21 protein-coding genes are annotated in these 24780 nt (G+C 63.8%); 9 read left to right on the forward strand and 12 right to left on the reverse strand.

Annotated features, from left to right (window positions below):
* Nucleotides 1-49: 49 nt before the first annotated feature.
* From AC5RTB_RS09315 to AC5RTB_RS09330, 4 genes are read left to right on the forward strand one after another with little or no spacing between them, the layout of a single operon-like run.
* Nucleotides 50-823: an SDR family NAD(P)-dependent oxidoreductase gene (locus AC5RTB_RS09315; protein ID WP_494060782.1), complete on the forward strand. Its 774-nt coding sequence runs from the start codon at nt 50-52 to the stop codon at nt 821-823.
* Nucleotides 824-864: 41 nt separating this feature from the next.
* On the forward strand, nt 865-1923 hold the full coding sequence (locus tag AC5RTB_RS09320; protein WP_494060783.1) for a TRAP transporter substrate-binding protein: 1059 nt from the start codon (nt 865-867) through the stop codon (nt 1921-1923).
* Nucleotides 1923-2510 (forward strand): TRAP transporter small permease, encoded by a 588-nt coding sequence (locus AC5RTB_RS09325; RefSeq protein ID WP_494060784.1) that lies wholly within the window; start codon nt 1923-1925, stop codon nt 2508-2510. The genes AC5RTB_RS09320 and AC5RTB_RS09325 overlap by 1 nt, the downstream gene beginning before the upstream one ends.
* On the forward strand, nt 2503-3774 hold the full coding sequence (locus AC5RTB_RS09330) for a TRAP transporter large permease (protein ID WP_494060785.1): 1272 nt from the start codon (nt 2503-2505) through the stop codon (nt 3772-3774). Before AC5RTB_RS09325 ends, AC5RTB_RS09330 begins: the two co-directional genes overlap by 8 nt.
* Here the strand turns inward: AC5RTB_RS09330 and xylB are convergent.
* Both xylB and xylA read right to left on the reverse strand, forming a co-directional pair.
* Complete coding sequence (xylB, locus tag AC5RTB_RS09335; protein WP_494060855.1) at nt 3755-5170, reverse strand: xylulokinase; 1416 nt, start codon at nt 5168-5170, stop codon at nt 3755-3757. The two genes, AC5RTB_RS09330 and xylB, sit on opposite strands and share 20 nt — an antisense overlap.
* A 39-nt stretch (nt 5171-5209) precedes the next feature.
* Nucleotides 5210-6400, reverse strand: coding sequence for a xylose isomerase (gene xylA / locus AC5RTB_RS09340; protein WP_494060786.1), 1191 nt, complete (start codon nt 6398-6400; stop codon nt 5210-5212).
* 145 nt (nt 6401-6545) lie between these two features.
* Between xylA and AC5RTB_RS09345 the strand changes: the two genes are divergently transcribed.
* Nucleotides 6546-7712 carry an ROK family transcriptional regulator gene (locus AC5RTB_RS09345; RefSeq protein WP_494060787.1) on the forward strand — a complete coding sequence of 389 codons (1167 nt, stop codon included), beginning with the start codon at nt 6546-6548 and terminating at the stop codon, nt 7710-7712.
* A 7-nt stretch (nt 7713-7719) separates the two neighbouring features.
* On the opposite strand, the gene AC5RTB_RS09350 is transcribed toward AC5RTB_RS09345, so the two are convergent.
* The 8 genes from AC5RTB_RS09350 to AC5RTB_RS09385 form a co-directional block, all read right to left on the reverse strand.
* Nucleotides 7720-8604 carry an EamA family transporter gene (locus tag AC5RTB_RS09350; RefSeq protein ID WP_494060788.1) on the reverse strand — a complete coding sequence of 295 codons (885 nt, stop codon included), beginning with the start codon at nt 8602-8604 and terminating at the stop codon, nt 7720-7722.
* 33 nt (nt 8605-8637) lie between these two features.
* Nucleotides 8638-9006 carry an Hpt domain-containing protein gene (locus AC5RTB_RS09355; RefSeq protein ID WP_494060789.1) on the reverse strand — a complete coding sequence of 123 codons (369 nt, stop codon included), beginning with the start codon at nt 9004-9006 and terminating at the stop codon, nt 8638-8640.
* Nucleotides 9007-9195: 189 nt separating this feature from the next.
* Nucleotides 9196-10773 carry a hypothetical protein gene (locus AC5RTB_RS09360; RefSeq protein ID WP_494060790.1) on the reverse strand — a complete coding sequence of 526 codons (1578 nt, stop codon included), beginning with the start codon at nt 10771-10773 and terminating at the stop codon, nt 9196-9198.
* A 79-nt stretch (nt 10774-10852) separates the two neighbouring features.
* On the reverse strand, nt 10853-12313 hold the full coding sequence (locus AC5RTB_RS09365; RefSeq protein ID WP_494060791.1) for an APC family permease: 1461 nt from the start codon (nt 12311-12313) through the stop codon (nt 10853-10855).
* A gap of 110 nt (nt 12314-12423) precedes the next feature.
* Nucleotides 12424-14079 (reverse strand): amidohydrolase, encoded by a 1656-nt coding sequence (locus AC5RTB_RS09370; protein WP_494060792.1) that lies wholly within the window; start codon nt 14077-14079, stop codon nt 12424-12426.
* Between the two features lie 16 nt (nt 14080-14095).
* Nucleotides 14096-15331: an MFS transporter gene (locus AC5RTB_RS09375; protein WP_494060793.1), complete on the reverse strand. Its 1236-nt coding sequence runs from the start codon at nt 15329-15331 to the stop codon at nt 14096-14098.
* A gap of 106 nt (nt 15332-15437) precedes the next feature.
* Nucleotides 15438-16055 (reverse strand): TetR/AcrR family transcriptional regulator C-terminal domain-containing protein, encoded by a 618-nt coding sequence (locus tag AC5RTB_RS09380; RefSeq protein WP_494060794.1) that lies wholly within the window; start codon nt 16053-16055, stop codon nt 15438-15440.
* Between the two features lie 19 nt (nt 16056-16074).
* Nucleotides 16075-16776, reverse strand: coding sequence for a TetR/AcrR family transcriptional regulator C-terminal domain-containing protein (locus AC5RTB_RS09385; protein WP_494060795.1), 702 nt, complete (start codon nt 16774-16776; stop codon nt 16075-16077).
* Nucleotides 16777-16906: 130 nt separating this feature from the next.
* Here AC5RTB_RS09385 and AC5RTB_RS09390 point away from each other — a divergent pair, with 130 nt between their 5' ends.
* The 4 genes from AC5RTB_RS09390 to AC5RTB_RS09405 are packed head-to-tail and all read left to right on the forward strand — an operon-like array spanning nt 16907 to nt 22124.
* Nucleotides 16907-18298: a flavin monoamine oxidase family protein gene (locus tag AC5RTB_RS09390; RefSeq protein ID WP_494060796.1), complete on the forward strand. Its 1392-nt coding sequence runs from the start codon at nt 16907-16909 to the stop codon at nt 18296-18298.
* An 11-nt stretch (nt 18299-18309) separates the two neighbouring features.
* Complete coding sequence (locus AC5RTB_RS09395) at nt 18310-19401, forward strand: agmatine deiminase family protein (RefSeq protein ID WP_494060797.1); 1092 nt, start codon at nt 18310-18312, stop codon at nt 19399-19401.
* Complete coding sequence (locus AC5RTB_RS09400; RefSeq protein WP_494060798.1) at nt 19401-21101, forward strand: amidase; 1701 nt, start codon at nt 19401-19403, stop codon at nt 21099-21101. The genes AC5RTB_RS09395 and AC5RTB_RS09400 overlap by 1 nt, the downstream gene beginning before the upstream one ends.
* A gap of 60 nt (nt 21102-21161) precedes the next feature.
* Entirely contained in the window at nt 21162-22124 is a 963-nt protein-coding gene (locus tag AC5RTB_RS09405) for a 1-phosphofructokinase family hexose kinase (RefSeq protein WP_494060799.1), read from the forward strand.
* A 475-nt stretch (nt 22125-22599) separates the two neighbouring features.
* Here AC5RTB_RS09405 and AC5RTB_RS09410 read toward each other — a convergent pair whose 3' ends face one another.
* Nucleotides 22600-24111 carry a DUF4389 domain-containing protein gene (locus AC5RTB_RS09410; protein WP_494060800.1) on the reverse strand — a complete coding sequence of 504 codons (1512 nt, stop codon included), beginning with the start codon at nt 24109-24111 and terminating at the stop codon, nt 22600-22602.
* Between the two features lie 3 nt (nt 24112-24114).
* Entirely contained in the window at nt 24115-24591 is a 477-nt protein-coding gene (locus tag AC5RTB_RS09415; protein ID WP_494060801.1) for a flavodoxin family protein, read from the reverse strand.
* Between the last annotated feature and the right edge of the window lie 189 nt (nt 24592-24780).

Here is a 24780-nt window from a genome sequence, read left to right on the forward strand (position 1 = left end):
GCCGTTTCCCCAAATTGATACCTATTCCCCGATTCCCAGGAGAGAAAGCATGACCAACCCTCAACGCACCGCCGTCGTCACCGGCGCAGCCTCACCACGAGGAATCGGTAAGGCGACAGCCGCCCGCTATGCCCGCGACGGCTGGGCCGTAGTCATTCTGGATCTTGACGGTGAAGCCTCCTCGAAGGTCGCCGCCGAAATAGCCGCTGACTTTGGAGTTCCTGCCTTCGGCCACGTGGTTGATGTGACCAACGAGCAGTCAGTTCTCGAAGCGCACGCCGCCGTTGCTGCTGAGGTCTCTGCAGGCAGGCTTCCGGCTGTCGGCGCCCTGGCCAACATCGCAGGAATCACCTCACCGGTGCCCTTCCTGGAGACCACACTCGACCTGTGGAACAAGGTCATGGCCGTGAACGCAACCGGCACCTACCTCGTGACCAAGGCATTCCTGCCGGGCATGCTGGAGCAGCAGTGGGGCCGGATCGTGAACATGTCTTCCGTATCCGCCCAGCGCGGCGGCGGCGTATTCGGCCGCGTGCCTTACTCCTCAGCCAAGGCTGCGATCCTCGGGTTCACCAAGTCGCTGGCCCGTGAACTCGGCCCCCAGGGGGTGACGGTCAACGCTGTCACCCCCGGAGCCGTGGATACGGACATCCGTGTCGGCACCACGCCTGAGCTCGAGGCAGCAATCGTCCGCGATGTTCCGCTGGGCCGCCAGGGCTCGACGGACGACATCGCCGGTGTGATCGCATTCCTGTCCTCAGAGGACGCCGGCTACATCACCGGTTCCACCATCGACATCAACGGCGGCAGCCACATCCATTAACACGCTCCACACCCACTTCAGGAAAACAAGGAGGTCTTCCCATGACAACGAACAAGACATACACCGGTCGTAACGCGCTCAAGGCACTCGCCCTTGCAGCCGTCGTCGGACTCGCGGTGACAGGCTGCGGTGGCGGCGGTGGCGGTGGCGGCGAGGCGGGTGGCTCAGGAGAATCGCGCCAGCTGCTCCTCGGCCACGGTGCTGACCCGACAAACCCGCGCTCGGAGGCTGCGACGTTCTTCAGCGAGGAAGTTGCGGAACTCACCGACGACCAGCTGACCGTGCAGGTGCAGGGATCCGAGCAGCTCGGCAGCGACAGCGAGATGATGGTTTCGTTGTCCTCGGGCACTCTGGATCTGACCGCGAACTCCCAGGGCGCAGTCTCGGGCAGCGTGCCCGAAATGGCGCTCTTCGGTCTGCCCTTCCTCTTTGAATCGTCCGAGCACGCCTACGCTGTGGTCGACGGTCCCATCGGAGACGAGATCGCAACAGCTGCCGAAAGCGCCGGTTTCAAGGTGCTCGCGTGGTGGGACAACGGAATTCGTGACATCACCAACAGCAAGGTGGCCATCGAGACTCCGGAAGACGTCGCCGGCCTAAAGATCCGTACGCCTGAGGATCCGATGACCATCGACATCTTCAATGCACTCAAGGCCAACCCGACACCTCTGGCCTTCAGCGAGCTGTACCTCGCACTGCAGCAGGGCGCTGTTGATGGCCAGGAGAACCCGATCACGAACATTGCTTCCTCGAAGCTTTACGAAGTGCAGGAACATCTTGCCCGCACCGGCCACAAGTACGAAGTGACCCCATTCATCATCAGCATGAGCACGTGGGAATCCCTGTCCCCCGAGCAGCAGGAAGCGGTGCAGACCGCGGCGGATGAAGCGCGCGACATGCAGCGTGAGCTGATGCTTGAGCGCAGCGAGGAACTCTACGCGGAGCTGGAAGGCGAGATTGCCATCACCACTCCTGAGCTGGAGCCCTTCCGCGAGGCCACGTCGTCGGTTTACGAAAAGTGGTCCGAGGAGTACCCGGAACTTGTTGAGCAGTTCACGTCGGAGGCCGACGCGAACCGAGCAGAATTCGCCGCTGAATAATGACAACCACGACTGGGTTGGTTCCGAGCCCGGAACCGGAGTTTGACCCGAACAATCCGCAGGCGCTCGACCAGCCCAGTCCCCTGGCGCTCGTCACCGACAAGGTAAACCTCTGGGCTACCTATGTCGGTGGCGCAGTGTCGGTCGTCGGTTTCCTGGTGATCGGCGCGCTGCTGGTCGTTGCGGTAATCCTACGATTCGTCTTCAATTCGAGCCTCGACTTTGCGACGGAGATACCGACCTTCGCATTCCCCTGGCTCGTTGCCGGAGGTGTTGTAGCAGCGATGGGACGCAGCGGGCACCTAGCGGTGGATTACTTCACCAAAAAGGCGAGCCCCAAGGTGCAGCGTTACATCGACGTCCTTGTGTGGACGCTCTGCACACTAGCGCTCGCGTACCTGTTCTACATCGCCACATTGATGATCAGGCCGTACACCTTCCAGAAGTCTCCGATTCTAGGGCTTCCGCTGATGATGAGCTATGGAGCGTACCTCTTTATGACGGCCAGCCTCGTCATCCAATCCGCAGCACGTCTATGGACGGCGATTCGTGGCACCTACGTTCACAGGGAGGCCCTCGGTGTTTGAGGTCGGAATTGCAGTCCTCGTCTTCCTGGTACTGCTTCTCATCAGCGTGCCGGTCTCCTTTGCACTGTTCATGTCCACGATGACGGGCCTGGCGCTGGTGGGGACCTACCCGTTGCAGATTGTCGCGCAACAGTCCTTCGCGCCGGCGTCGAACTTCCTGTTCCTTGCCATACCGTTCTTTATCCTGACTGCGGATCTCCTATCGAGCGGCAAGCTGGGGCAGACAGTCATCGGACTGGCCACCAAGCTGGTCGGCAGGTTCCGCGGTGGCGTGGGTCAGGCAAGCGTTGCAACCTCCGTGGTGTTCTCCGGCGTTTCCGGATCCGCCGTAGCAGACGCTTCCGGTCTTGGCTCCGTGCTCATTCCGTGGAGCAAGAAGGTTGGCTATCCCGGTCCGTTCAACGCTGCCGTGAACGCCTCGTCATCCGTTATCGGCGTCATTCTTCCGCCGTCGATTCCGATGATCCTGTTCGCAGCGACCTCCGGCGTATCTGTTGCCGCGATCTTCCTGTCCGGGCTCATCCCGGGTTTGATCCTTGCAACGGTCTTCTTCGTCACCTGCTGGGCGGTGGCTCTCCGGCATGGATTCCCGAGGATCAAGGTGAAGTTGACGGCGCGGAACCTGATGAAGGATCTGCTGCTCGCGCTTCCCGCGGTGTTGATGCCCATCATCATGATTCGCGTCGTCCTGCTGGGTGGTATTGCAACGGTGACCGAGGTGGCCGTGCTGTCTGCGCTCTACGCGATCCTGATCCGCCTGATCTACCGGGACATTACGTTCCGCGGATTCATCAGTTCGCTGGTCAACGCGGCAGCGGCGACCGGCGTGGTGATGTTGCTGATCATGATGTCCGAAGCGCTGAGCTGGTTCCTCACGGTTCAGCAGGCGCCGCAGCAGATCACTGAGTCCCTGCTCTCGAGCATCGGCTCACCGTTCCTCATCCTGCTTCTGATCAACCTGATCCTTCTGGTTGTGGGCGCGTTCCTCGACATGTCACCGGCTATCCTGCTGCTGACTCCGGTGCTGATGCCGATTGCCGAAGGGATTGGGCTGGACCCCATCCAGCTCGGGCTGATCATGATCCTCAACCTCGGTATTGGCCTGTTCACTCCACCGGTGGGCACCACGCTGTACATCTCGACGTCCATTGCAAAGGTACCGATTGAACAGACGGTAAAGGCCCTGCTTCCGTTCTATGCAGCGTCTATCGCCGTTCTCCTGGCTGTCACCTATATTCCGGCGCTCACGAGCTTCGGACGCTAGAGGGAAGTACATTTCGATGAGTCCGCTCCCGGTAGTGCTCCAGCACCTCCGGGGCGGGCTCACTTTCGACCAGTTCGACGTCGTTTGTCTGCCAGGTGGGCAGGGCGCCGCGAACGGCCCCTGCCGCCTGGCGGGCTGCGCCGTCGGCCACGTATTCGCCCGGACTCGGCACTGAAACGGGTAGTCCGAATACGGCGGCAACCGACTGCCGCAGTGCAGCTGAACGTGCGCCGCCCCCAACCAGAATGATGCGCCGCGCCAATACTCCCGCGTCGGCCAGCGCTTTGAGTCCGTCCGCGAGGGAGCAGGCAATGCCCTCGACGGCGGCCCGCGCCAGGTTCGACGGTGTGTAGTTCTGCAGCGTCAGTCCGTGGAGCGAACCCGTCGCGTTCGGGAGATTCGGAGTCCGCTCACCGGAGAAATAGGGGACGAGTGTGAGTCCGCCCGCGCCGGCGGGAGCCTGCAGCGCGAGGTTCGCGAACTCCTCATGATCGACGCCCAGCAGGCGCGCGGTTGCGTCGAGCACGAGGGTTGCATTGAGCGTACAGACCAGGGGCAGGTAGTTGCCGGTCGCGTCGGCGAAACCGGCCACGAGCCCGGAGGGGTCCGACGTCGGCCGGTCGGACACCGCAAACACGGTGCCGGACGTGCCAACCGAGACGACGACGTCGCCCTCCGCCGCACCGACGCCCAGTCCGGCTCCGGCGTTGTCCCCACAGCCGGCACCGGTGATGAGGCCTTCGGGCGTTTTCCGGAAGTCGAGAGGTCCGAGGACCTCGGGGAGAACCGGTACGTGCCCGAGCGTGCTTTCGAGGACTTCGGCCAGATACCCCTCAGTAGGGGACCAGTAACCGGTGCCCGAAGCGTCCGAGCGGTCTGTTGCCAACTCCTTCAGCCCGTCGGCGCCCGAGCCGGGACCGTAGCCGGCCAGGCGCCAGCTGAGCCAGTCATGCGGCAGGCAAACGGCGGCGGTCCTCGAGGCGTTCTCCGGCTCGTTCTCCGCGAGCCACCGCAGCTTCGTCGCAGTCAGGGACGCCACCGGAACGGTGCCGGTGGTCCTGGCCCACCACTCGGCGCCCTTCTCGTCGACCAGCGCCGACGCAGCCGGTGCCGAGCGCGTGTCATTCCAGAGCAGCGCCGGGCGCACCACGTCGCCGTTGCTGTCCAGGCACACCATGCCGTGCTGCTGGCCGGAAACGGAGATCGCGGCGACGTCGTCAAACCCACCCGCCGCCGCGATCGCCTCCTGCAAGGCGGTCCACCATGCCTCCGGATGAACTTCCGTGCCCGGCGGGTGCTGGGCCGCGCCCCGGCGAACCAGTTCACCGGTTTCCGCATCCCGGATGACCACTTTGCACGACTGCGTGGAGCTGTCCACTCCGGCGACCAGCGCCATGATTCGTCCCTTCACTGCATTTCCGTGGGGTGGAGGCTCTTACGCGCGGGCGCCGAGGAGGTGCTCCATGGCCAGCTGGTTGAGGCGGACGAAGGCGAAGGACCGCTCGGAGGCCTTGTCTGCGTCGAAGTCCTCGAACGCGGTGCGGTCCGCGAGAAGGTCCGCGGTGGTTTCGCCCGCGGCGAGGGTCGCTTCGCCGAGTTCGACGACGCCGGACGTCTTCAGCGCTTCCTGCACCTCCGGATCAGCACGGAAGGCGAGTGCGCGTTCCTTGAGCATGAGGTACATGGAAATGTTGGCCCGAGCGGACTCCCAGACGCCGTCGTAACCGTCGGTGCGGGACGGCTTGTAGTCGAAGTGCCGGGGGCCCTCGTAACGCGGACCGCCATTGGGGAAGCCGTTCTCGAGGAGGTCGACCGTGAAGAAGGCACTGGTCAGGTCGCCGTGGCCGAACACGAGATCCTGGTCGTACTTGATGGACTTCTGCCCGTTGAGGTCGATGTGGAAGAGCTTGCCCGCCCACAAGGCCTGCGCGATGCCGTGCGTGAAGTTCAGACCGGCCATCTGCTCGTGGCCCGTCTCGGGGTTGAGGCCCACGATGTCGCCGTGTTCCAGCTGGGCGATGAATGCAAGTGCGTGGCCGACGGTGGGCAGGAGGATGTCGCCGCGAGGCTCGTTGGGCTTCGGCTCGAGGGCCAGGCGAAGGTTGTATCCCTTTTCCTTGATGTAGCCGGCGGCGGTGTCCACACCTTCCTTCATGCGGTCGAAGGCTGCTGCGAGGTCCTTGGAGCCGTCATACTCGGCACCTTCGCGGCCACCCCACATCACGAACGTTTCGGCGCCGAGATCGGCGGCGAGGTCGATGTTGGCCAGTACCTTCCGCAACGCGAACCGCCGGATGGAACGGTCATTGCTGGTGAAACCGCCGTCCTTGAACACCGGGTGGCTGAAGAGGTTCGTGGTGACCATGGGAACCTTCAGGCCGGTCTCATCCAGAGCGGCGCGGAAGCTCGCGTGGATGTTTTCCCGCTGCTGGTCCGTGGAGCCGAACGGCACTAGGTCATTGTCATGGAAGGTGATGCCGTACGCGCCGAGTTCCGCGAGCCGGTGTACGGCTTCGACCGGGTCCAGAGGGGCGCGGGTATCGGTGCCGAACGGGTCATTGCCGGTCCAGCCGACGGTCCAAAGACCAAAGGTAAAGCGATCCGCGGGGGTGGGTTGAGGGGTCATGTTGTACTCCGCACTGAGCTTGAAGGGATAAGTTCGTGACTAGAACATATCGAGAATCCCAGCCGCCGTCAATGGGTTGAATCGGTATTCTTCCCTTGCCAGGTGCTAAGTTTGGCTTCAGGACAAATAAGGGCAGGGAGCAGGAATGAGCGAGCGGGGCGGCACCGAAGACCTGCGGCGGCGCAACCTGTCGGCAGTGCTCACAACAGCCCATCGCCACGGTCCGCTGACCCGGGCTGCACTCGTCCAGCGCTGTAACCTCACCCGCTCCACCATCGGCGCACTCGTCGGCGAACTCTCAGCGCTCGGCCTGGTCTACGAGACGGACGCCGCCGCGGCGCGGGTGGGCCGCCCCAGTCCGATGGTGCACGCGAGCGAACGCGTGGTGGCGCTCGCGGTCAATCCCGACGTTGATGCGGTGACGGTCGGCGTCGTCGGTCTGGGCGGCACGGTCCATCGCCGGATCCGTTACAACACCTCATCTGTTCCGTCCCTGGACGAGGCAGTAAACATCACGCGCGCCGTCGTGGAGGGGCTCTCGGTGGAACTGGCGGGAAGTGAGCTCGTACTCGGCGTGGGCCTGGCGATCCCTGGCCTGGTCAACGCTGACGAGGGTGAAGTTCGGCTGGCCCCGCACCTCGGCTGGAAGGATATCGACGTCGTCGGGCCGTTCCGCGACGCGCTCGGCATGCCGGCTGTGGCGGCCAATGACGCGACGCTCGGCACGCTGGCCGAGAGCATCTTCGGTGCGGCCGCCGGGTACCGCGACGCGCTCTACCTGAACGGCAGCGCCTCGGGTATCGGTGGAGGGGCGATCGTCGGTGGCCAGCCGCTCGGCGGAGCTTCCGGGTACGCCGGCGAGTTCGGGCACATGGTGATCCGGCCGGATGGAGAACCGTGCCACTGCGGGCGCCGCGGATGCCTTGAGACGGAGGTCAGCCTGGAGCGGCTGCTGAAGGTCGCAGGCCTGGACCACGCGGACGCGGAGGAGCTGGAGAACGCGCTTGCGTCCGGCCCGTCCTTCCCGACGTTGCGTGAGATCCGGAGGCAGTCAGACCTGCTTGCAATAGCGCTCAGCAATCTCGTGAACGTCTTCAACCCTGAGGTGATCGTGCTCGGTGGGTTCCTCGGTGTGCTGCTCGCGGCGGACAAGGAGCGGCTGAGCGCTGCAGTGGCCGCGGGGGCTATCAGCGGGCTTGGAGCCGAAGTCCGCCTGGAGCGCGCCGCACTTGGCGCGGAACTTCTGCTCGTGGGGGCGGCGGAGGCGGTTTTTGCCGGACTCCTGGCTGAACCGCGAAGTGCCGCCCGGTAATACAACGTTACGGTGCCGGCGGAGCCGGGACCTTCGGGTCAGGTGAGCGCCGTCGTCGTACACCGACCGTCACTCCCACCGATGCGGCCGTGACCAGAAGAAGAGCGGTGACTTCCCGCGGACCAAGCGCCTGGCCGAGCACCAGCAGTCCGGCGAGGGCTGCCATCGCCGGGCCCAATGCGGAGAGAACGCCGAACACACGGGTGGACAACCGCCGCAGGGCGAGCATTTCGAGGGCATAGGGGAGAGCACTGGACAGCAGCGCCACACCAACGAAGACCGGCACCACCATGGGCGATGCCAGAGCTCCACCCGTCGCCGCCGCTGCACCAAACGGCAGGACGATCACCGCGCCGATCGCCATCGACACAGCCAGACCTTCGACGCCGGGAACCAACCGCCCCACGCGCGCGCTGAAGAGGATGTAGAGAACCCAGAACGCACCCGCTCCGAGCGCGAAAAGGATGCCGGCAAGCGGAAGGGCGCCGCCGTCGTCGAGACCCAAAAGAACGACGCCGGCAAACGCCAGCAGTGCCCACGCTGCGTCCGCGAAGCGCCGCGTCTGTACCAGGGCGAGTAGGAGCGGGCCGGTGAACTCGAGAGTCACGGCCACACCGATCGGGATGACACCGATGGCGAGGTAGATCAGGCTGTTCATCCCGGCCAGCGCCACGCCCAATATCGCTGCGGCTGCCCACTGCTCCCGCTTCCACCCGCCGATTTTCGGGCGTACAACGATCAGCAGGATAAGCGCCCCGAAGACCAGCCGAAGCAGCGTCGCGCCGGTGGGACCCACGGCGTCGAACTGGGTTGCGGCAAGCGCCGCCCCGAACTGGACGGACAACACAGCCGTGATCATCAGCACGGGAGCGGGAACGGACGAGGTGCGCATACCTACATTCTGTCCGGCTCACGGCCGCTGCCTTCAATCCGTTTTTATGTAGTTTGTGGTCAGCTCCTTGATAGTTGCTGCTCCGCACAGTCTCAGTTCGGGAAGCGCTTCGGCAACTGCCTCTGTGTTCCCGCGTTTCAGGCTCACCTCCAGTTCTGCCGCGAGTCTGGCTAATCGTGAGGCGCCGATCATGGTGGAGGCAATCCTGACACTGAGCAAGGCGTCGAGTGTCGCGTCCGGATCACCGTGCCTTACCGCGTCCGCAACGCGCAGATACCTCTCGTCCCAGAAGGCGATGAAGTCCCGCACGAAAGAGCGGGCAGGACGGGGATCCTCGAACTCTTCCTCGAGTTCGTGCAGCACTTTCTGGTCCACCAGCGGTAGGCGCTTTTTCGCTGTCATATAGGTCTCCTAGGAGTGGCACTGGCAACTGCGCGGCACCAGTCACCGGTTGTACATGCTCAACCTAGGGATGGAGAGGACGGAAAACACCAGTAGTCGCTACCCGCTTATGCCTGCAGCGACTACTCGAACGGGACGGGAACACTCACGCGTAGAGGCCGGCAGGGGTTGAAGGAAGAAAGTGCCCGATCAGGAGAAGCCAAGAGTCAACGAACCACCCGCGACGGCGACCGCGCACAGCGCGGCGAAGACAGGTCGGGCAAGGACATGCCCTCGGATGCGCAGCAGGGGACCACGACGACCACGGTTTGCCGCGACGTGCTCCTGCACCGCACGCCAGTCAGCCACATAGGCAGGAAGCAGGAACAGCCCCGGATCGGTACCGGTGTGCACGCCGGTTTCTCCGCGGAACTCGAAGGTTCCGCGCACATCATCGGCCGGGATGAACTGCTGACTCACGAACCCCGGGCACAGCAGCAGGCCTCCCTCAACAAGCCGCCAGTCTTCCTCCTGGGAAGCGAAAACAAGCCAGGTGAGAATGGGAAGCACTGCGGACAGGTTCCAACGCAGCAGTTCATGCGAGGAAAGGTCCAGTCCCAGCCAGAGCACCGGCCACAACAGGATCACGATCCACATCACTTTGCGCGGAACCCGTTCGAAAACGTCCTCCCAATGGACGCCGGAATGAGCGCTTGCGGGTAGGGCATGCGATGACTGCTCCAGGCGAACAACCAGTTGATTCAGCCCGCTCGCCAACCCGTAGACGCGCACAGGTTCGACGGCGGAGGGCGCCGACCAGCCGAGCCGAGGGCCCGGTGCGTCCGCCTCGAGTTTGGCCTGGACTTCGGCCGTCGTCATACGTTCGGGGAACCAGTCGTCGGGTTCCTCGCTGTCATCCCAGTCATCGTCCTCCCACTGGGCATCCCAGGCGTCTTCCGAATCGTCATCCCAGTCACCGTCGTTGGGCTCAATTTCATGGGACGTCGGGTGGAGAATTTCATCGTTCAGTCGCAGTACGGCGTGACGGTCGGAGTCGATCGGAACGAACAGGGAGCGCTCGAGCGGCCCCCAATGCACGGCAGCGTGCAGCACTCCGCCCTCGAGAGGGCTGTGTGCCGTGCGGAGCCGTAACCACTGCACCAGCGCAATGACCAGGGCTACCGTTCCGCCGCCGAGCGTCAGGGTGGGGTCGAAATACTCATCACGAGCGACGTCGGAAAGCGGCCTGCCGAGGGCAGCCCAGTACTCGATCAGGAACGCACCCAGGAGCACAATCCCGCCAATGGCCAGAAGAGCGGGCGGTCGGCCCGATCCCGGTCTGGCAGAGGGTGCACGATCACGGAGGAACTCAGCGTCTGAGGAGTCCGGAGGCGTGAGCCGCCGCGCCAGTGCCGATTGCAGTTGGGTCTGGAGGACGGCGTCGGCCAGTGCGAGCGTAGAGAGCGCAACTGCCCCCGCCAGCCACGGAATGCGCATGCTGTCGTCAGGGTCGAGGAGCATAAGCCAGGACGCCGACGCCGCGACCAGGAGCCCGGGCCGGGGCGCAATGAGCGGAAGAACGAGCCCTACAAAGACGAGCGGGATGATCAGGCTGCCGATGACTTCATTCCAGTCGAGGGATTCGCGCCAGGTCGGCATTCCGGTAGGCGCTGTGGCAATGCTCCCGATGATCAGCAGCAGCATGAGGCACGGTACGAGAAAGCGCAGAACGAACTCAGGGATGAGGTTCACTTGGCGGGTGCGGACCGTGTCCGTCGCGGGAGGCATCCCAACATCGTAAAGCTGGGATGCCTCCCGCCTGCCGATTTCCCTGTGTGCGGGCGTCCGCTGCGGCCGTCGGGACGTATCAGGCGGCCGGGGTTCCCTGCAAAGTCTTTTCGTCCAGATCAACCTGCGGCGGCGGGCGGCGGAATCCTCGCGTTAGAACCACGAGGTAACCGACACCGATCAACAGCCAGGCCAGCCCGACCGTGAATGCGGATGGCGAAAGACTGAACCATAGCCAAATGGTCAGCAGGAAGCCGGTGGCCGGAATAAGCCCGTATTGAAGCAGGTCCCGTCCTTTCGTCCGACCCTGGTCAAGGATGAAGTATTTGACCGCACCGAGATTCACCAGCGAGAAGGCGAAGAGGGCGCCGAAACTGATAACCGACGCGACGGTCGCCAGGTCAAGAACCAGTGCAAGCAAAGACACCAGAGATACGACGACGATGGCACCGACCGGGGTGCCGAACCTGCGGTGGACTACACCGAAAACGGACTGGGGGATCACCGAATCGCGCCCCATTGCGTACAGGATGCGGGACACGCTGGCCTGGGACGCCAAGGCGGATCCGATGCAGCCCGCTATATACGCGGCGAGGAAGAATGCAGCCATCAGGTTCCCGCCGAGACTGTTCATGATCTGCACAGCAGCCGCATCAGGATCTGAGAAGTCCTGCCAGTCGGGGAACGCCAGATGCGCGACCCACGCGACGAGAATGAACAACGAGCCGCCGATGAGCGTGGTCAGGAGTACGGCGCGTGGAACGGTGCGCCGGGGATCCTTCGCTTCCTCGGACATGGTGGACACGGCGTCAAATCCCAGGAAGGAGAGGCACAGGATGGCGGCCCCGCTCAGGATCAATCCCAGTTGCATGTCTGAGGAGAAGAAGGGCGCCAGTAGCGACTGACCCACCGAGATATTGCTGAGGGTGAGGACCACGAAGACGAGGACGAAGACCGCCTGCATACTGACGAGGACCAGGTTTGCTTTCTTCACCACGGATATTCCGATGACGTTCAACACGGTCACCAGAGCGATCGCAATCAGTGTGAAGACCCACATCGGTATGGCGGGGAACTGCGCGTTGAGATACAGCCCGATCAATAGGTAGTTGATCAGCGGCAGGAGCAGGTAGTCGAGCATCAGCGTCCAACCCGTCACAAAACCGACATGACTGCCGAAGATGCGCTGCGTGAAGCTGTAGGCGGAGCCGGCGGACGGGATCACCCGCACCAAAAAGGCATAACTCAAGGCGGTAAAAATCATGGCTGCAAGGGTGACGACATAGGCGGCCGGAAGGTGCCCTTCGGTCATGGTGGTCACAAGCCCATAAGTGGTGAAGATTGTGAGGGGAACCATGTAGGCCAGTCCGAAAATGACAAGCCCGGGTACACCAAGGACTCTGCGTAGACTTCGCTGTTCGGCGCTAGGTGCGTTCGAATGGGGCCGATTGAGTTGCGAGGGCTGCTTCATCGCCAGCCACACTCCTTCGATGATGCCGACGTCTGCCGCCTGCGGTGAAAGTCCTATAATGAATGCCATTCATTATTACCTGCATCACAGTAAAGCCTGCCTCAGCGAATGACAAGACCCGGGTGCCAATGTTTCCTCTGGGAGCGGCACCCGGGTCTTGAGAGATGGTCTTGAGAGAGCTAGTAACGACTGGCTGCGACGGTTTCTTCGGCGGCCGGTGCAGCCTGGTATTGCACTACACCGTCCACCACAACGGTCATGGGACCGTTTTCGAGCAGCCCTTCAAGGTCCTGATGGAACGGATTGGCGTTCAGCACTACGAAGTCCGCGCTGAAACCCGAAGCCATGCTGCCCTCCTGTAACTCCGCGCGGCAGGAGTAGGCCGCGTCGCGGGTGGCATGCTGCAGCGCATCCTCGAGGCGTAGCGCGTAGTTCGGGAAGTTCGCGGGCAGGGAGCTGTCCAGTGCCGATTTGCGCGTCGTCGCGACGTACATGTTCGGCAGCGGATTATACGGGGCGGTGGGTGCATCGGTGCTCAGCGCCAGGGTTGCGCCAGCTGTGGTGAATTCCGTCCAGGGGAATCCCCGTTCGATCCGGTGGTCATCCAAAACCGCCCGCCAGTTCTCCTGCACGGCGGGGTCGGCGTGGACCGGTTGCATCGAGGCAACGAGTCCCAGCTTCGCTAGACGCATCACGTTGGCCTCGGTGACCGTTTCAAGGTGTTCGATGCGATGGCGGCGCTCGCGTGGACCATTGAGGCGGTAAGCCTCCTCAAGCGCGTCGAGCGCGATGTTCGACGCTTCATCCCCGATGGCGTGGATCGCGATTTGCAACCCGGCGGCATCGGCTGCAGCGACCACGGGTATGAGGGCTTCCCGGTCCCACACTGGGTCAGCGTTGGTGCCATCGGCGTAGGGCTCCTTCATCGACGCGGTGCAGCTGTCGATCACCCCGTCGATCATCAGCTTGATCCCTGTGATCTTCAGAGTCGGTGAATTGATCTTCCGGGCAAGTTCAGCAGCGTGATCGACCTGCTCCAGGTTCTCCTCGACGGTCGTGCGGCGGTGGATGAACCAGTGCCCCTTGATACGGAGGGGGAGGGTGCCGTACCGGGACTGCGCACGAAGGAAGGCTTGTAGGTCGTCATCACCCACAGCCATATCGACGGCGCTTGTGACGCCACTGGCGAGATAGTGACTGATGGCGCTGTCCAGCCATGAATCCCGGTCGGCATCCGTCGCCTGCTTCGCCAGCGCAGGCCAGACAATCTGTTGGGCGGCCGTCTCCTGGAGCATTCCCGTGGCTTCCCCGGTGTCCGGATCGCGGGCGATGATTCCACCGATCGGGTCGGGTGTGTCCGCTGTGATTCCTAGTTCAACGAGGGCAGCGGAATTGACCCATACCGAATGCAGATCGTTCGCGTCGAGATACACGGGGATGTCCGGAACAGCGGCATCGAGTAGTTGCCGCGTTGGCTCCTGCCCGTCGAGCGCGCTGTAGAGCCAGCTGGTGCCCAGGATCCGTGGTGCTGAGGGATTCTGTGCCCGCGCAGCGCGCAATGCCTCCTGAATCTCTTCCAGGTTCTTTGCTGGGCGCAGCTGCACCTTCTGAAGTGACTGCCCAAGCATGAGCAGATGCGTGTGGGCATCGATGAAACCCGGCATTACGAAGCGGCCCTCAAGGTCAATCTTCTCGGTATCCGCAGTTGCTGGAGTAGCGGTATCCGGTCGAACTTCTTCGATCAGGTTGCCGTGAACCGCAAATGAGCAGCCGTCGACAACCCCCTTCGGAGTCAGGATCGAGGCATTGGTGTAGATAGTGCGGGTGGTAGGCACAGTAGTCCGTTCTGGGTTAGACAATGGCGGCTTTGGGAAAGTCGGTCTCCGGGGCCGAGCCCGCGGCAAGACCTCGTTCCGTCCTGAGTGACAGCCGGGAAATCAGGGCCAGGGGAACAAGGAGGACGAGGGTGATACCGCCGAGGATGATGCCCAGCGCTGAGTAGCCGAGCGACGCTGAGACCCCGGTACCGAAGAGCGGCGCGAAGGAAGAACCCACCAGATATACGCCGAGGATCGGTCCCGACCAGCGGCCGCTCGCGTCGAGGGCTGCGGCGATAGCTACTACGTACAGGAAAGCGACGATGTAGATGGTGTTCCAGGCGATGATAACGACCAGGTACAGCTGCGGGTCGGTCACGAACCCGGACGCGATCTTGAGCCCGGCTCCGGCGAGGAGGGCTGCCACCAGTGGGATTGTCCGACCGATTCTGTTGCCGCCGATGCTGACCATGGCGGCAGCGGCGAGGCCACCCAGTGTGGACAGGCTGAGCACCAGCCCCATACCCGTTTCATCGAGCCCGGCCTGATCTTCACCCATCACTGCGGCGACGGCCCAAAGGGAGTCCTCGCCCAGTGCCCAGACAGCGAAGCAGGCCAGCAACCCGAACCCCGCGATCGTGACGGTGCGCGAGGGCTTTTCCGGACGAGCGGCAGGCGAGACAGGGCTCGGAGCAGCCTGGGCAGGGCGGTCGGGAAGCCAGCCCGTCGTTACGAGTGCTACCAGTGCAAGCCCCGCGAGAATCCCGAACGCGCTTCCCATCGCAATACCGACCGCGGGGATGATGAACAGGACCACCGCCACAATTGCGCGGTTGGTGAAGCCGCTGATTCCGGAAGCGCGGTCAGGGTTGCGCAGAGCAGCGAGGGCGGCGCCGCCCGCTGCCACGGCGCCTCCGCTGCCGATTCCGGCCAGGATGATGCCGATCCCGGCAACGAGGGCGTCGGGCACGACGGCCGCAGTACCGTAGCCGATTGCGGTGAGGAGCAGGCCCGCGCGTGCGACGACGTAGCGGCCGTTAAGGGCGGTCCATCGCGATGTCGCGAGGCAGGACAGTGCGGACAGCAGGAGGCAGACGGTCATGAGGCTGCCGGCTCCGGTGGCGCTGTAACCGAGGTCGGCGAGAGCCACAATCATCACGGGGATGAGGTTGGCTGTCATGAAGCCGACGACGGTCACGCCGAAGGTCGAGATGGCCCGCGGCGCCGTCAGTGGAACCCGCGTTTCCTCGGGAAGGTGGTCCTGGTTCACGTGGAACCCCGTTTCGTTGGAAGGATGTGAAAGCCGTCACTAACGAACGGCGTTCGTTTAGTATGGAGGCCACTTCCTGTCTTCTGCAAGAGTTTTTGAAAGGCTTTCAGGAAATTTCTTGTTTCGCCCGTATTTCAATTCCTGCAACAAGGGTCTCCATCCCGAATTCGAACGCGCGGTCCACGCGCTCCGAAGCTGATGCCGTGGCCCCTGTGGCCCGCGCCAGGGCGGGAAACTGCTCCGGCGACAGGTGCCACACCTCATCCGGGGCGGTGGCGTCCAGCGCTGCACCCAGGGCGAAGTAGTCGATCATCGCGATTGCCGGTCCAATGCTTTCCGCTGCCAGCCCTGATCGCTCGAGCGTGAGGGCGAGGTCTTCGTACATGCCCATGACTTCGGGTGCACGCACCGTTTGCGTCACGAGGAGAGGTACCAGCTTCGGATGCTGGGCAAAGCGGTCCCGGTATGACCGGATGAGGGTTCGGGCAGCGTCCTGCCAGGGTTCATGCGCTACTGGTTGTGATGGTATCGCTTGGAACAGGTGCGCGCGGAGGAGCTCAATGATGTGCTCGCGGCTTTCGATCCGGTTGTAGAGCGAGGACTGACTGACGCCCAGTTCCCGTGCGATTTTGGGAAAGCTGAAGTCACCCGTTTCGTCAACCAACTTCAGGGCCGCGCTGACAATCAGTTCGACTGACAACAGTTCGGAGCGGGGGCGGGGCATGGGTTCTCTTTCTCGATATTCACTCAGCTGAAGCGGGGGAGCGCAGCCGCTCCAGCTGCGCTCGGAGGCCGACAAGAAGCGCCTCCAGACCGACGTCGAACGCGTCATCAGCGCCGCTGCGCTCTGTGCCGGCGGAAGAACTGCTTGTCACGGCGGAGGTGAAGAGCGGAAAGTCGTCAGCGAGAGCGCCGGGGTCGAAGATGTTGGTCGGCGCTGACACGTCCATGGCCGAGCCGTAGATGAAGGACTCGACGGCGACGATTGTCGAGATGACGCGCTCCCGCGGCCATCCGGCGTGCAGCAGTGCGCGTGTGACTTCCTCGTACATGCGCAGCGTCTCGTATGCGCCGCCGACCGGCATGACCGCGATGACCGGCACCAGCGGTGCGTGAGCTGCGAACGCCTCCCGGTAGGACCAGGCCCAGCTCCGAAGCGCATCATCCCAGGGCTGGCTCTGGAAGCCGCTGGTGTCAACGAGCCCCATGAGGTGGTCCTGGACCCAGATCAGGACGTCCCGCTTGGATTCAACGTGGTTGTACAGGGCCGACGGCGCCACCTTCAGGTGGCGTGCCAGCGCTGCGATGGTGAATCCCTCGTAGCCCACGGTCTCAAGGAGCGTGAGCGTTGCAGAGGTAATGCTCTCGCGTGTCAGGACCTTATTCGCCGGACGGCCGGCGCGCCGGGGCTCATGCCTGCCTGCCGCCTGGTTCTCCAGTGCCATGTCCTGTCCCTTCTCAGTGCCGGTTTCATGAGCCCGGCTTTTCAAACTTTGCCCTGTCCTCTACAGTAATCGGAAATAAATGAATATGATTCATTTTATGCCGCGGCGTTCACCGCGTAGAGAGGACACCATGAGGATCATCGAAAGCGACGTCGTCGTCGTTGGGGCCGGACCGTCAGGACTGATGGCAGCGAGGGAGCTGTGCAAGGCCGGCCACACCGTTACCGTTCTGGAGGCCAGGGACCGCGTGGGCGGCCGCACTCACACCGACGTTATCGACGGCGCTGTGCTCGAGGTCGGCGGACAGTGGGTGTCTCCGGACCAGGAGGCGCTGATCGTGCTTCTTGATGAACTGGGGCTGCAGACCTACTCCCGCTACCGGGAGGGCGAGTCGGTCTACATCGGGACCGATGGGAAGCTCGTCCGCTACACCGGCGAGATGTTTCCCGTCGGACGCCGGACCAGCGCGGAAATGGCCCGGCTCATCGAGGAACTGGACCGCCTCGCGGCGCTGATGGATCCCAAAGCGCCGTGGGAGCACCCGCAGGCGCGCGAGCTGGACACCATTTCCTTCCACCATTGGCTGCGGGAACAGTCCGATGACGAGGAAGCCTGCAACAACATCGGCCTGTTCATCGCCGGCGGCATGCTGACCAAGCCCGCTCACGCCTTCTCCACTCTGCAGGCTGTGCTCATGGCCGCCTCCGCAGGGTCTTTCTCGCACCTCGTGGATGAGGATTTCATCCTCGACAAGCGCGTGGTCGGCGGAATGCAGTCGGTATCGGAGCGCATGGCAGCGGAGCTGGGGGACGACGTCGTACTCAACAGTCCCGTGCGCACCCTGCGCTGGTCTGAGGGCAGGGACGGAACCACGCGTGTGACGGCCGTCTCGGAGGACGTCACCGTCAACGCCCATTACGCCATCATGGCCGTCCCGCCGAACCTGTACTCGCGGGTCTCTTACGAGCCGCCGCTGCCGCGCAGGCAGCACCAGATGCACCAGCACCAGTCGCTCGGCCTCGTCATCAAGGTGCACGCCGTCTACTCCACGCCGTTCTGGCGGAAAGACGGACTGTCCGGCACAGGGTTCAGCGCCGGGTCGATCGTCCAGGAGGTGTACGACAACACCAACCATCAGGACAGCCGCGGCACCCTCGTCGCCTTCATCTCCGATGAGAAGGCCGACGCGATGTTCGAGCTTGAACCCAAGGAGCGACGCAGCCGCATCCTCGAATCGATCGCCGGTTTCCTTGGGCCGCAGGCGCTGGAACCGGAGGTGTACTACGAGTCCGACTGGGCGTCGGAGGAGTGGACGCGTGGCGCGTACGCCGCAAGCTACGATCTCGGCGGTCTGTACCGCTACGGCAGGCACCAGCTGACGCCGGTCGGGCCCATCCACTGGTCGAGCTCCGACCTCGCGGCCGAGGGCTACCAGCATGTGGACGGCGCCATCCGCATGGGCCGGTTCACCGCGCGAAACATTGCGACGGCGCTTTCCAAGCAGCGCGCTCTCATCGGCTAGAGGCAAGCACAATGAAAACAACCACCGTGACCACCACGACAACGACCGCCATGATGCCCACCGAATGGGAGCGACATGACCGCACCTGGATGGCATTCCCGCCGGCCAATGACACGTTCGGAGCACCCGGCAGCGAGAGCCTCGGCTGGGCGCGGGAGGCTTGGTGCCGCGTCGCCCGGACGATCGCCCGCTACGAGCCGGTAACGGTGCTCGCCGATCCTGCGGACGTCGAACACGCACGTGCCATGATCGGTGAAGGCGTCACCGTTCGGGAAACCGAGCTCGACGACGCCTGGCTCCGCGACTCGGGGCCCACATTCATTCATCGGGCGGACGGGTCCGTCGGCGCCGTCAATTGGGTCTTCAATGGCTGGGGCGCCCAGCACTGGGCGGCCTGGGAGAAGGACCAGCACGTCGGCAGGGCCGTCGCCGCGCACGCCGGCATTCCGGTCGATGACAGCCCGCTCGTGAATGAGGGCGGCGGGTTCCATATCGATGGCCGCGGAACGGTCTTGCTCACCGAGACTGTCCAGCTCGATCCCGGACGAAATCCGGGCGCAACCAGGGAGTCCGTCGAGGCCGAACTGCACGCCCGGCTGGGTACCCGGCACGCCGTCTGGCTTCCGCGCGGCCTCAGCCGCGACTACGAGGAGTTCGGCACCCGCGGCCACGTGGACATTGTTGCCGCGTTCACGCCGTCGGGCGCTGTGCTTCTGCACCGTCAGGACGACCCGGGGCACCCCGACTATGAAGTGACCCGCTTCCTGCGGATGGAACTCGAAAAAGCGGTCGGCGCCGACGGCCGGCCCCTGGAGATCCTCGACGTCCCGGCGCCCACTGTTATTACCGATGACGATGGTTTCGTCGACTACTCCTACATCAACCACTATGTAGCCAATGACGCAGTGATCCTCTGTGCGTTCAATGACGCGAACGACGCCGTCGCGGCGGACATTCTTGGCCGCGCCTACCCGGGACGCACCATCGAACTGGTCGACGCCCGCGACATCTTCTCCTTCGGCGGCGGCATCCACTGCATCACGCAGCAGCAGCCTGCGCCTCGCACTGAGCCTTCCGTCCACAGCGGTGAGGGGGAGCGGTAATGGGTTTCGACGTCGTCGAAGCAGGCATTGCGGACCTCCGCGAAGCGCTTGAGACGGGTCAGGCAACCAGTGAGGAGCTTGTCGAGGCCTACCTGAACCGCATCGCGGTCTACGACCACGCGGGGATCCGGCTCAACTCCGTGATTGTGATGAATCCCGACGCGCTGGAGGAAGCCCGTGCCTCGGACGCTCGCAGGTCCCGTGGCGAAACCCTGGGCCCGCTGGACGGTATCCCGTACACGGCGAAGGACAGCTACCAGGTCAAGGGCCTCACCGTTGCTGCGGGGTCACCGGCTTTCCAGGGGCTCATCGCGCAGCAGGACGCTTTCACTATCGAGCGGCTCCGCGGCGCTGGCGCCATCCTGCTCGGACTCACCAACATGCCGCCCATGGCCAACGGCGGTATGCAGCGCGGCGTCTACGGGCGGGCGGAAAGCCCCTACAACGCTGACTACCTTCCCGCTGCGTTCGCCTCCGGCTCCTCCAACGGATCCGGAACGGCGACCGCGGCCAGCTTCGCTGCCTTCGGCCTGGCCGAGGAGACGTGGTCTTCGGGGCGTGCTCCGGCGTCGAACAACGGGCTGTGCGCCTACACGCCCTCGCGCGGGGTGATCTCCGTCCGCGGGAACTGGCCGCTGGTGCCGACCATGGACGTCGTCGTTCCCCATACCCGCAGGATGGCTGACCTGCTGGAAGTCCTCGACATCATCGTCGCGGACGACGCCGAGGCCCGCGGTGACTTCTGGCGCGTCCAGCCGTGGATTCCCATCCCGCCTGCGTCGGAGGTACGTCCGTCGTCGTACCGGTCATTGGCAGCCGGCGCTGCCGCGTTGAAGGGGAAGCGCTTCGGCGTGCCGCGCATGTACATCAACCAGGATCCCGACGCCGGCACTGCGGACCCGCCTGGAATCGGCGGTCCCACGGGCCAGCGGATCGAGACCCGCCCATCGGTTATCGCGCTCTGGGAAGCAGCCCGGCGGGACCTGGAGAACGCGGGCGCCGAGGTGGTGGAGGTGGACTTCCCCGTCGTGTCCAACTACGAGGGCGACCGCCCGGGAGCACCGACGGTCAGCACCCGCGGCCTCGTGAGCCCGGCGTACCTCAAGCACGAGATCGTGGACCTGGCCGCCTGGGCATGGGAAGACTTCCTGCAGGCAAACAATGACCCGCATCTGGCCTCCCTCGCCGACGTTGACGGCGCCACCATCTTCCCGGCGCCCGCCGGGGCGTTGCCGGACCGGTATACCGGGTTCGACGACGACATCGCCGAATACCCCGGATTCATGCGTGAGCACGGAGCCGGCGTGATGACGGACATCCCGCACCTCGAGGAGGGTCTTCGAGGCCTGGAGAAGACCCGTCGCCTGGATCTGCACGAATGGATGGACGAGAACGGACTGGACGCCGTCATCTTCCCGGCAGCGGCCGACGTCGGCCCTGCTGACAGTGACACGAACGTCGCCTCCGCGGACCTCGCCTGGCGCAACGGGGTATGGGTGTCCAACGGCAACCTCGTGCCGCGCCATCTCGGCATCCCGACGGTCACCGTACCGATGGGTGTCATGTCCGACACCGGCATGCCCGTGGGCCTGACGTTCGCAGGCAAGGCCTATTCAGACAATGAGTTGTTGCGCCTCGCTGCTGCGTTCGAAGCGACGGGGTTCCGGCGGGTGGCTCCGCCGCGGACGCCGGCGCTGTAGCTGCTGCCAGCCGGTGCCACAGCCCGCTCCGCTGCCGTCGAGTCCCCTAAGCTGGGGCGCATGGAAGCCTCGCAGCCCATTGGAACCAAACAGATCCTCACTTTGACGGTGAACCCGGCACTTGATATCAGCACCTCAACGGAGCAGGTAGTCGGCTTTCACAAGCTGCGGTGCGGCGCGAGCCGCGTGGACCCCGGCGGCGGGGGAGTTAACGTATCAAGGGTTGTCCAGCGGCTGGGCGGGCGCAGCCTTGCCGTGTATACCGCGGGCGGTCCGGTCGGTGAGGCCTACCGTCGGCTCATCGAAGCCGAACGTGTCCCCAGTCTTGTGGTGCCGGTGCAGGGCAGTACCCGCCAAAACTTCACTGTCGATGAGACGTCTACCGGAAAGCAGTACCGGTTTGTACTGGAAGGTCCTGAGCTCAGCGACTCCGAATGGCACGCCTGCCTGGACCTGGTAGCCCAGTCCGTCCCGGCGGGAGGATACGTGGTGGCCAGCGGCAGCCTTCCGCCGGGGGTTCCCGAGGACTTTTATGCCCGGGTGGTCCGCCTGGCAAGGGAGGGCGGCGCGCGCTGCATTGTGGATACGTCCGGACCCGCACTCAGCGAGGCGCTCGCCGAGGGAGTCTTCCTGGTCAAACCCAGCAAGCGCGAGCTGGGAGCGCATGTCGGAGCAGCATTGGACAGTGAAGCGAGCCAGGTCGAGGCGGCGGAGGCGTTGGTTGCTGATGGGTCTGCGGAGTACGTCGCCCTGACGCTCGGTGGGGCGGGCGCCGTGCTCGCTTCAAAGTCCTGCGTCATCCGGCTGGGGGTTCCCGCGGTTCCTGTAGCCAGCACCGTCGGCGCGGGTGACAGTTTCCTCGCGGCATTTGTGCTTCGGCTCGCGCAGGACCGATCTGCTGAGGACGCTTTCAGGGCAGCCGTCGCCGCCGGGAGCGCCGCGGTGATGACGCCGGCGACGGAGTTGTGTCACCGGGCTGACGTGGAACGTCTGGAGACTGAGTTGTCTGCGTCGACGTCTTAGACACCACGACTCCTCATTTGCCTCCCGGCCCGGCTGACGCTGGACCGCATGGTGGCCCGACTCTAGAGTGAAGGGCATCCTGACTGAAGGGGGAGGCAGAACATGCGGGTGGCCGGTTACAGCAAGAAGCCGTATGACGAGCGGTTTTTGACGGCAGCAAGTTATGTGCGGACGCTTCGTAGTAGCTGGAGTACCGCCGAACTCGAAGGACAGGAGCCTGAGTAGAAGACTGGATCCTGTATCGGAAGCGGAGTCGAAGATGCCGACGTGGACGTAGAGGACGTCTGCTCCTGCGGCGGCGGAGTCCGATTCCGGTTCCTCGCCCAAGGTCGCGGACGAGGGTCGCTTCCGCAATGTTTGGGAGGGTTGGCTCGCGCTGTTCGAACCCGGGCCAGGAACATCGTCCTTCCACAAATCGTGCCTTTTCTGGTTCCTCGTTGATTCGCGGTGGACAGTTCCCGAGGGTATAACGTTCCTAGGTGGTTCGAGATGGGTCAGGTGTTGCGGGCTCGGAGAAGGGTTGCTCCGTTGCCGTGGGGCCGGCAGTGGGCGGAACGGGCCCGGGCTGCTGGGGGTATTCGTCGGGCCCCTGGTCCAGCCGGAACGGTGGGTATTCATCCCGGAGCAACAGCACGTAGGTGAGGGTCCGGTAGATCCATCGGTTCAACCCCATGATCAGGTTGAAAAGTTCCTGTCGATACTGGCCGCTGAAGAGGAGGATGATGCCCGCGACCAGGACAAGAAGCCCGAGGAGGGAGATTCCCCCTGTCTGGACATACCCGCCCTCGCCGCCGTCGGTGTCCCAGACCCGGCCGCTGCCGGTCAGGGCGGCGATAACGAGCAGGTGGGGAAGCGCGAGCAGCCATGACTTGATGAGGACCAATGGGCGCGAGAGCTTCTCCGGGTAATCAACATCGAAGTCCGCAGGGTAATTGGCGCGTTCCAGACTGAATGGCGGGTACTTGTCCGTGCCAAGGGCGTTGAAGGCGTAGAAGCCGACCCTCCAATTCCAGCGCAGAACCCCAACATTGAAGCTGAACAGGGATCGTGGGTATCGGCCGGTGAAGAGGATGGCGAAGGCAGCCACGATGGTCGTGACGACCAGTGCGAACCATAGGAATATCAGGATGACGACGTGGGGGATGGCCAGTAGCCATTTAACGATCCATAGCACACGGGACAGTTCTGGATCCAGATGGCCGGTGAGGCGCGCAGGATAGGGCGGTTGGCCGGGTGCGCCGGGGTGTCCCGCATGAGAAGGAGCGACCACGGGATGCGCCTGAGCCGAGGAGGGGACTGGCTGCCCCGGTGGGCTTCCACGCCGGCCTAGCCCGACGGCTGCGGCGATGATCATCGCCGTTCCCACGGCAACCAGCACCACCCCGCTGATCAATAAGGTCAGGAAGATCGGCCAGAGCAGGCCCGACCGGAACCCAGTTTGGAGGTCGGCTGCCACCAGCGCGGATCCGTCAGCGTTCATGATGACCAGTTCCCAGTTCCCGGGTTCGACATCCCATTCGAGTCGCTGTATCCCGCTTCCCTGGGTAGAAGCAGCCCAGAACGCCTGCTCGCCAGGTGGCTGGGGAGTCGCGCTGCCCGGGATCTCGCGGTAGTCAACGTCGAAGGGCGTGAACTCGACCTTCCTCAACTCCGAGCGCGGTACCCCTTCCAGATACTGGGTGACATCGTTCTGGGGGCCGATGCCGATGAACAGCTCTTCTCCTGAGGCTGCGGACCCCTGAACAAGCAGTCGCCCGTCCCCGTCTGTGACGATGTCAGGCACCGAACGATCCGCCATCACGTTCAGCCCTGAAGACGTCAAAGCATAGAACGGGCTCTGATAGCGTTCGGTCGGCGTGGTGACATAACCACCATCACGTTGCTGGGCATTGGCCCAGCCTGTTCCTGCTGCGCCGGCAAGCAGACCCAGACCCACTAGGGCAAGAATAGTGCCGACGACGAGCAGAATAATCCGTCCGGGGCTCATGGCTCAGTGTCCTTTCCTTGCCGGCTCCGGACCGTTAGGTGCGATGGATTTCAAGAGCGTCTGGGCCCACATAGCAGCTCGTTGTGTTTCTCCGCTGCGTAGGGGGCCTTCGCTGCGCTGCACGTAGAAGGGCGTCGGTTTGGAGACGATAACCGCGCCTTCTCTCTTGAGTAGCGAGGTGATCTTCTTGGCCGCATCCCCGTGGATGAAGAGCTTCACCCGGGTGTAGAACGCTGCCGCTTTGATACCCTCCAGCCCGTTGCCTTCAAAGCTCTTGAGGAGTTTGTTGATCCTACGGGTGGGCTGCCAGCCGTTGATGGGACTGCCGACAATGAGGAGATCCCCACCCACCAACGATTCGGGGTTGAAGGCGCTGACGGACACCGCCTTGGCATGCAGTGACTTCAACTCGGAGGTGACTGCTTCCGCGATCTGACGGGTGTTGCCGTACGCGGAGTCGTAGAGGACGGTCGCTCTCATGACATATTCGTCGATTCTGTGCGGGCGGTCATGCAACGATGACGGCCAATTTTCTGGGTTTACGTATGTGTCCCGGCCCCAGGCGGGTGGTGGGTGACGAAGGGTTCTGATCCGCGCTTGCCCTGTGTCAGGAACTTGGGCGCACCGGTGTGGTCGTGTCGGTCCTCCCACGTTCGTGGACCTTTGTGG

Source organism: Arthrobacter sp. M71 S08 (genome assembly GCF_059089725.1).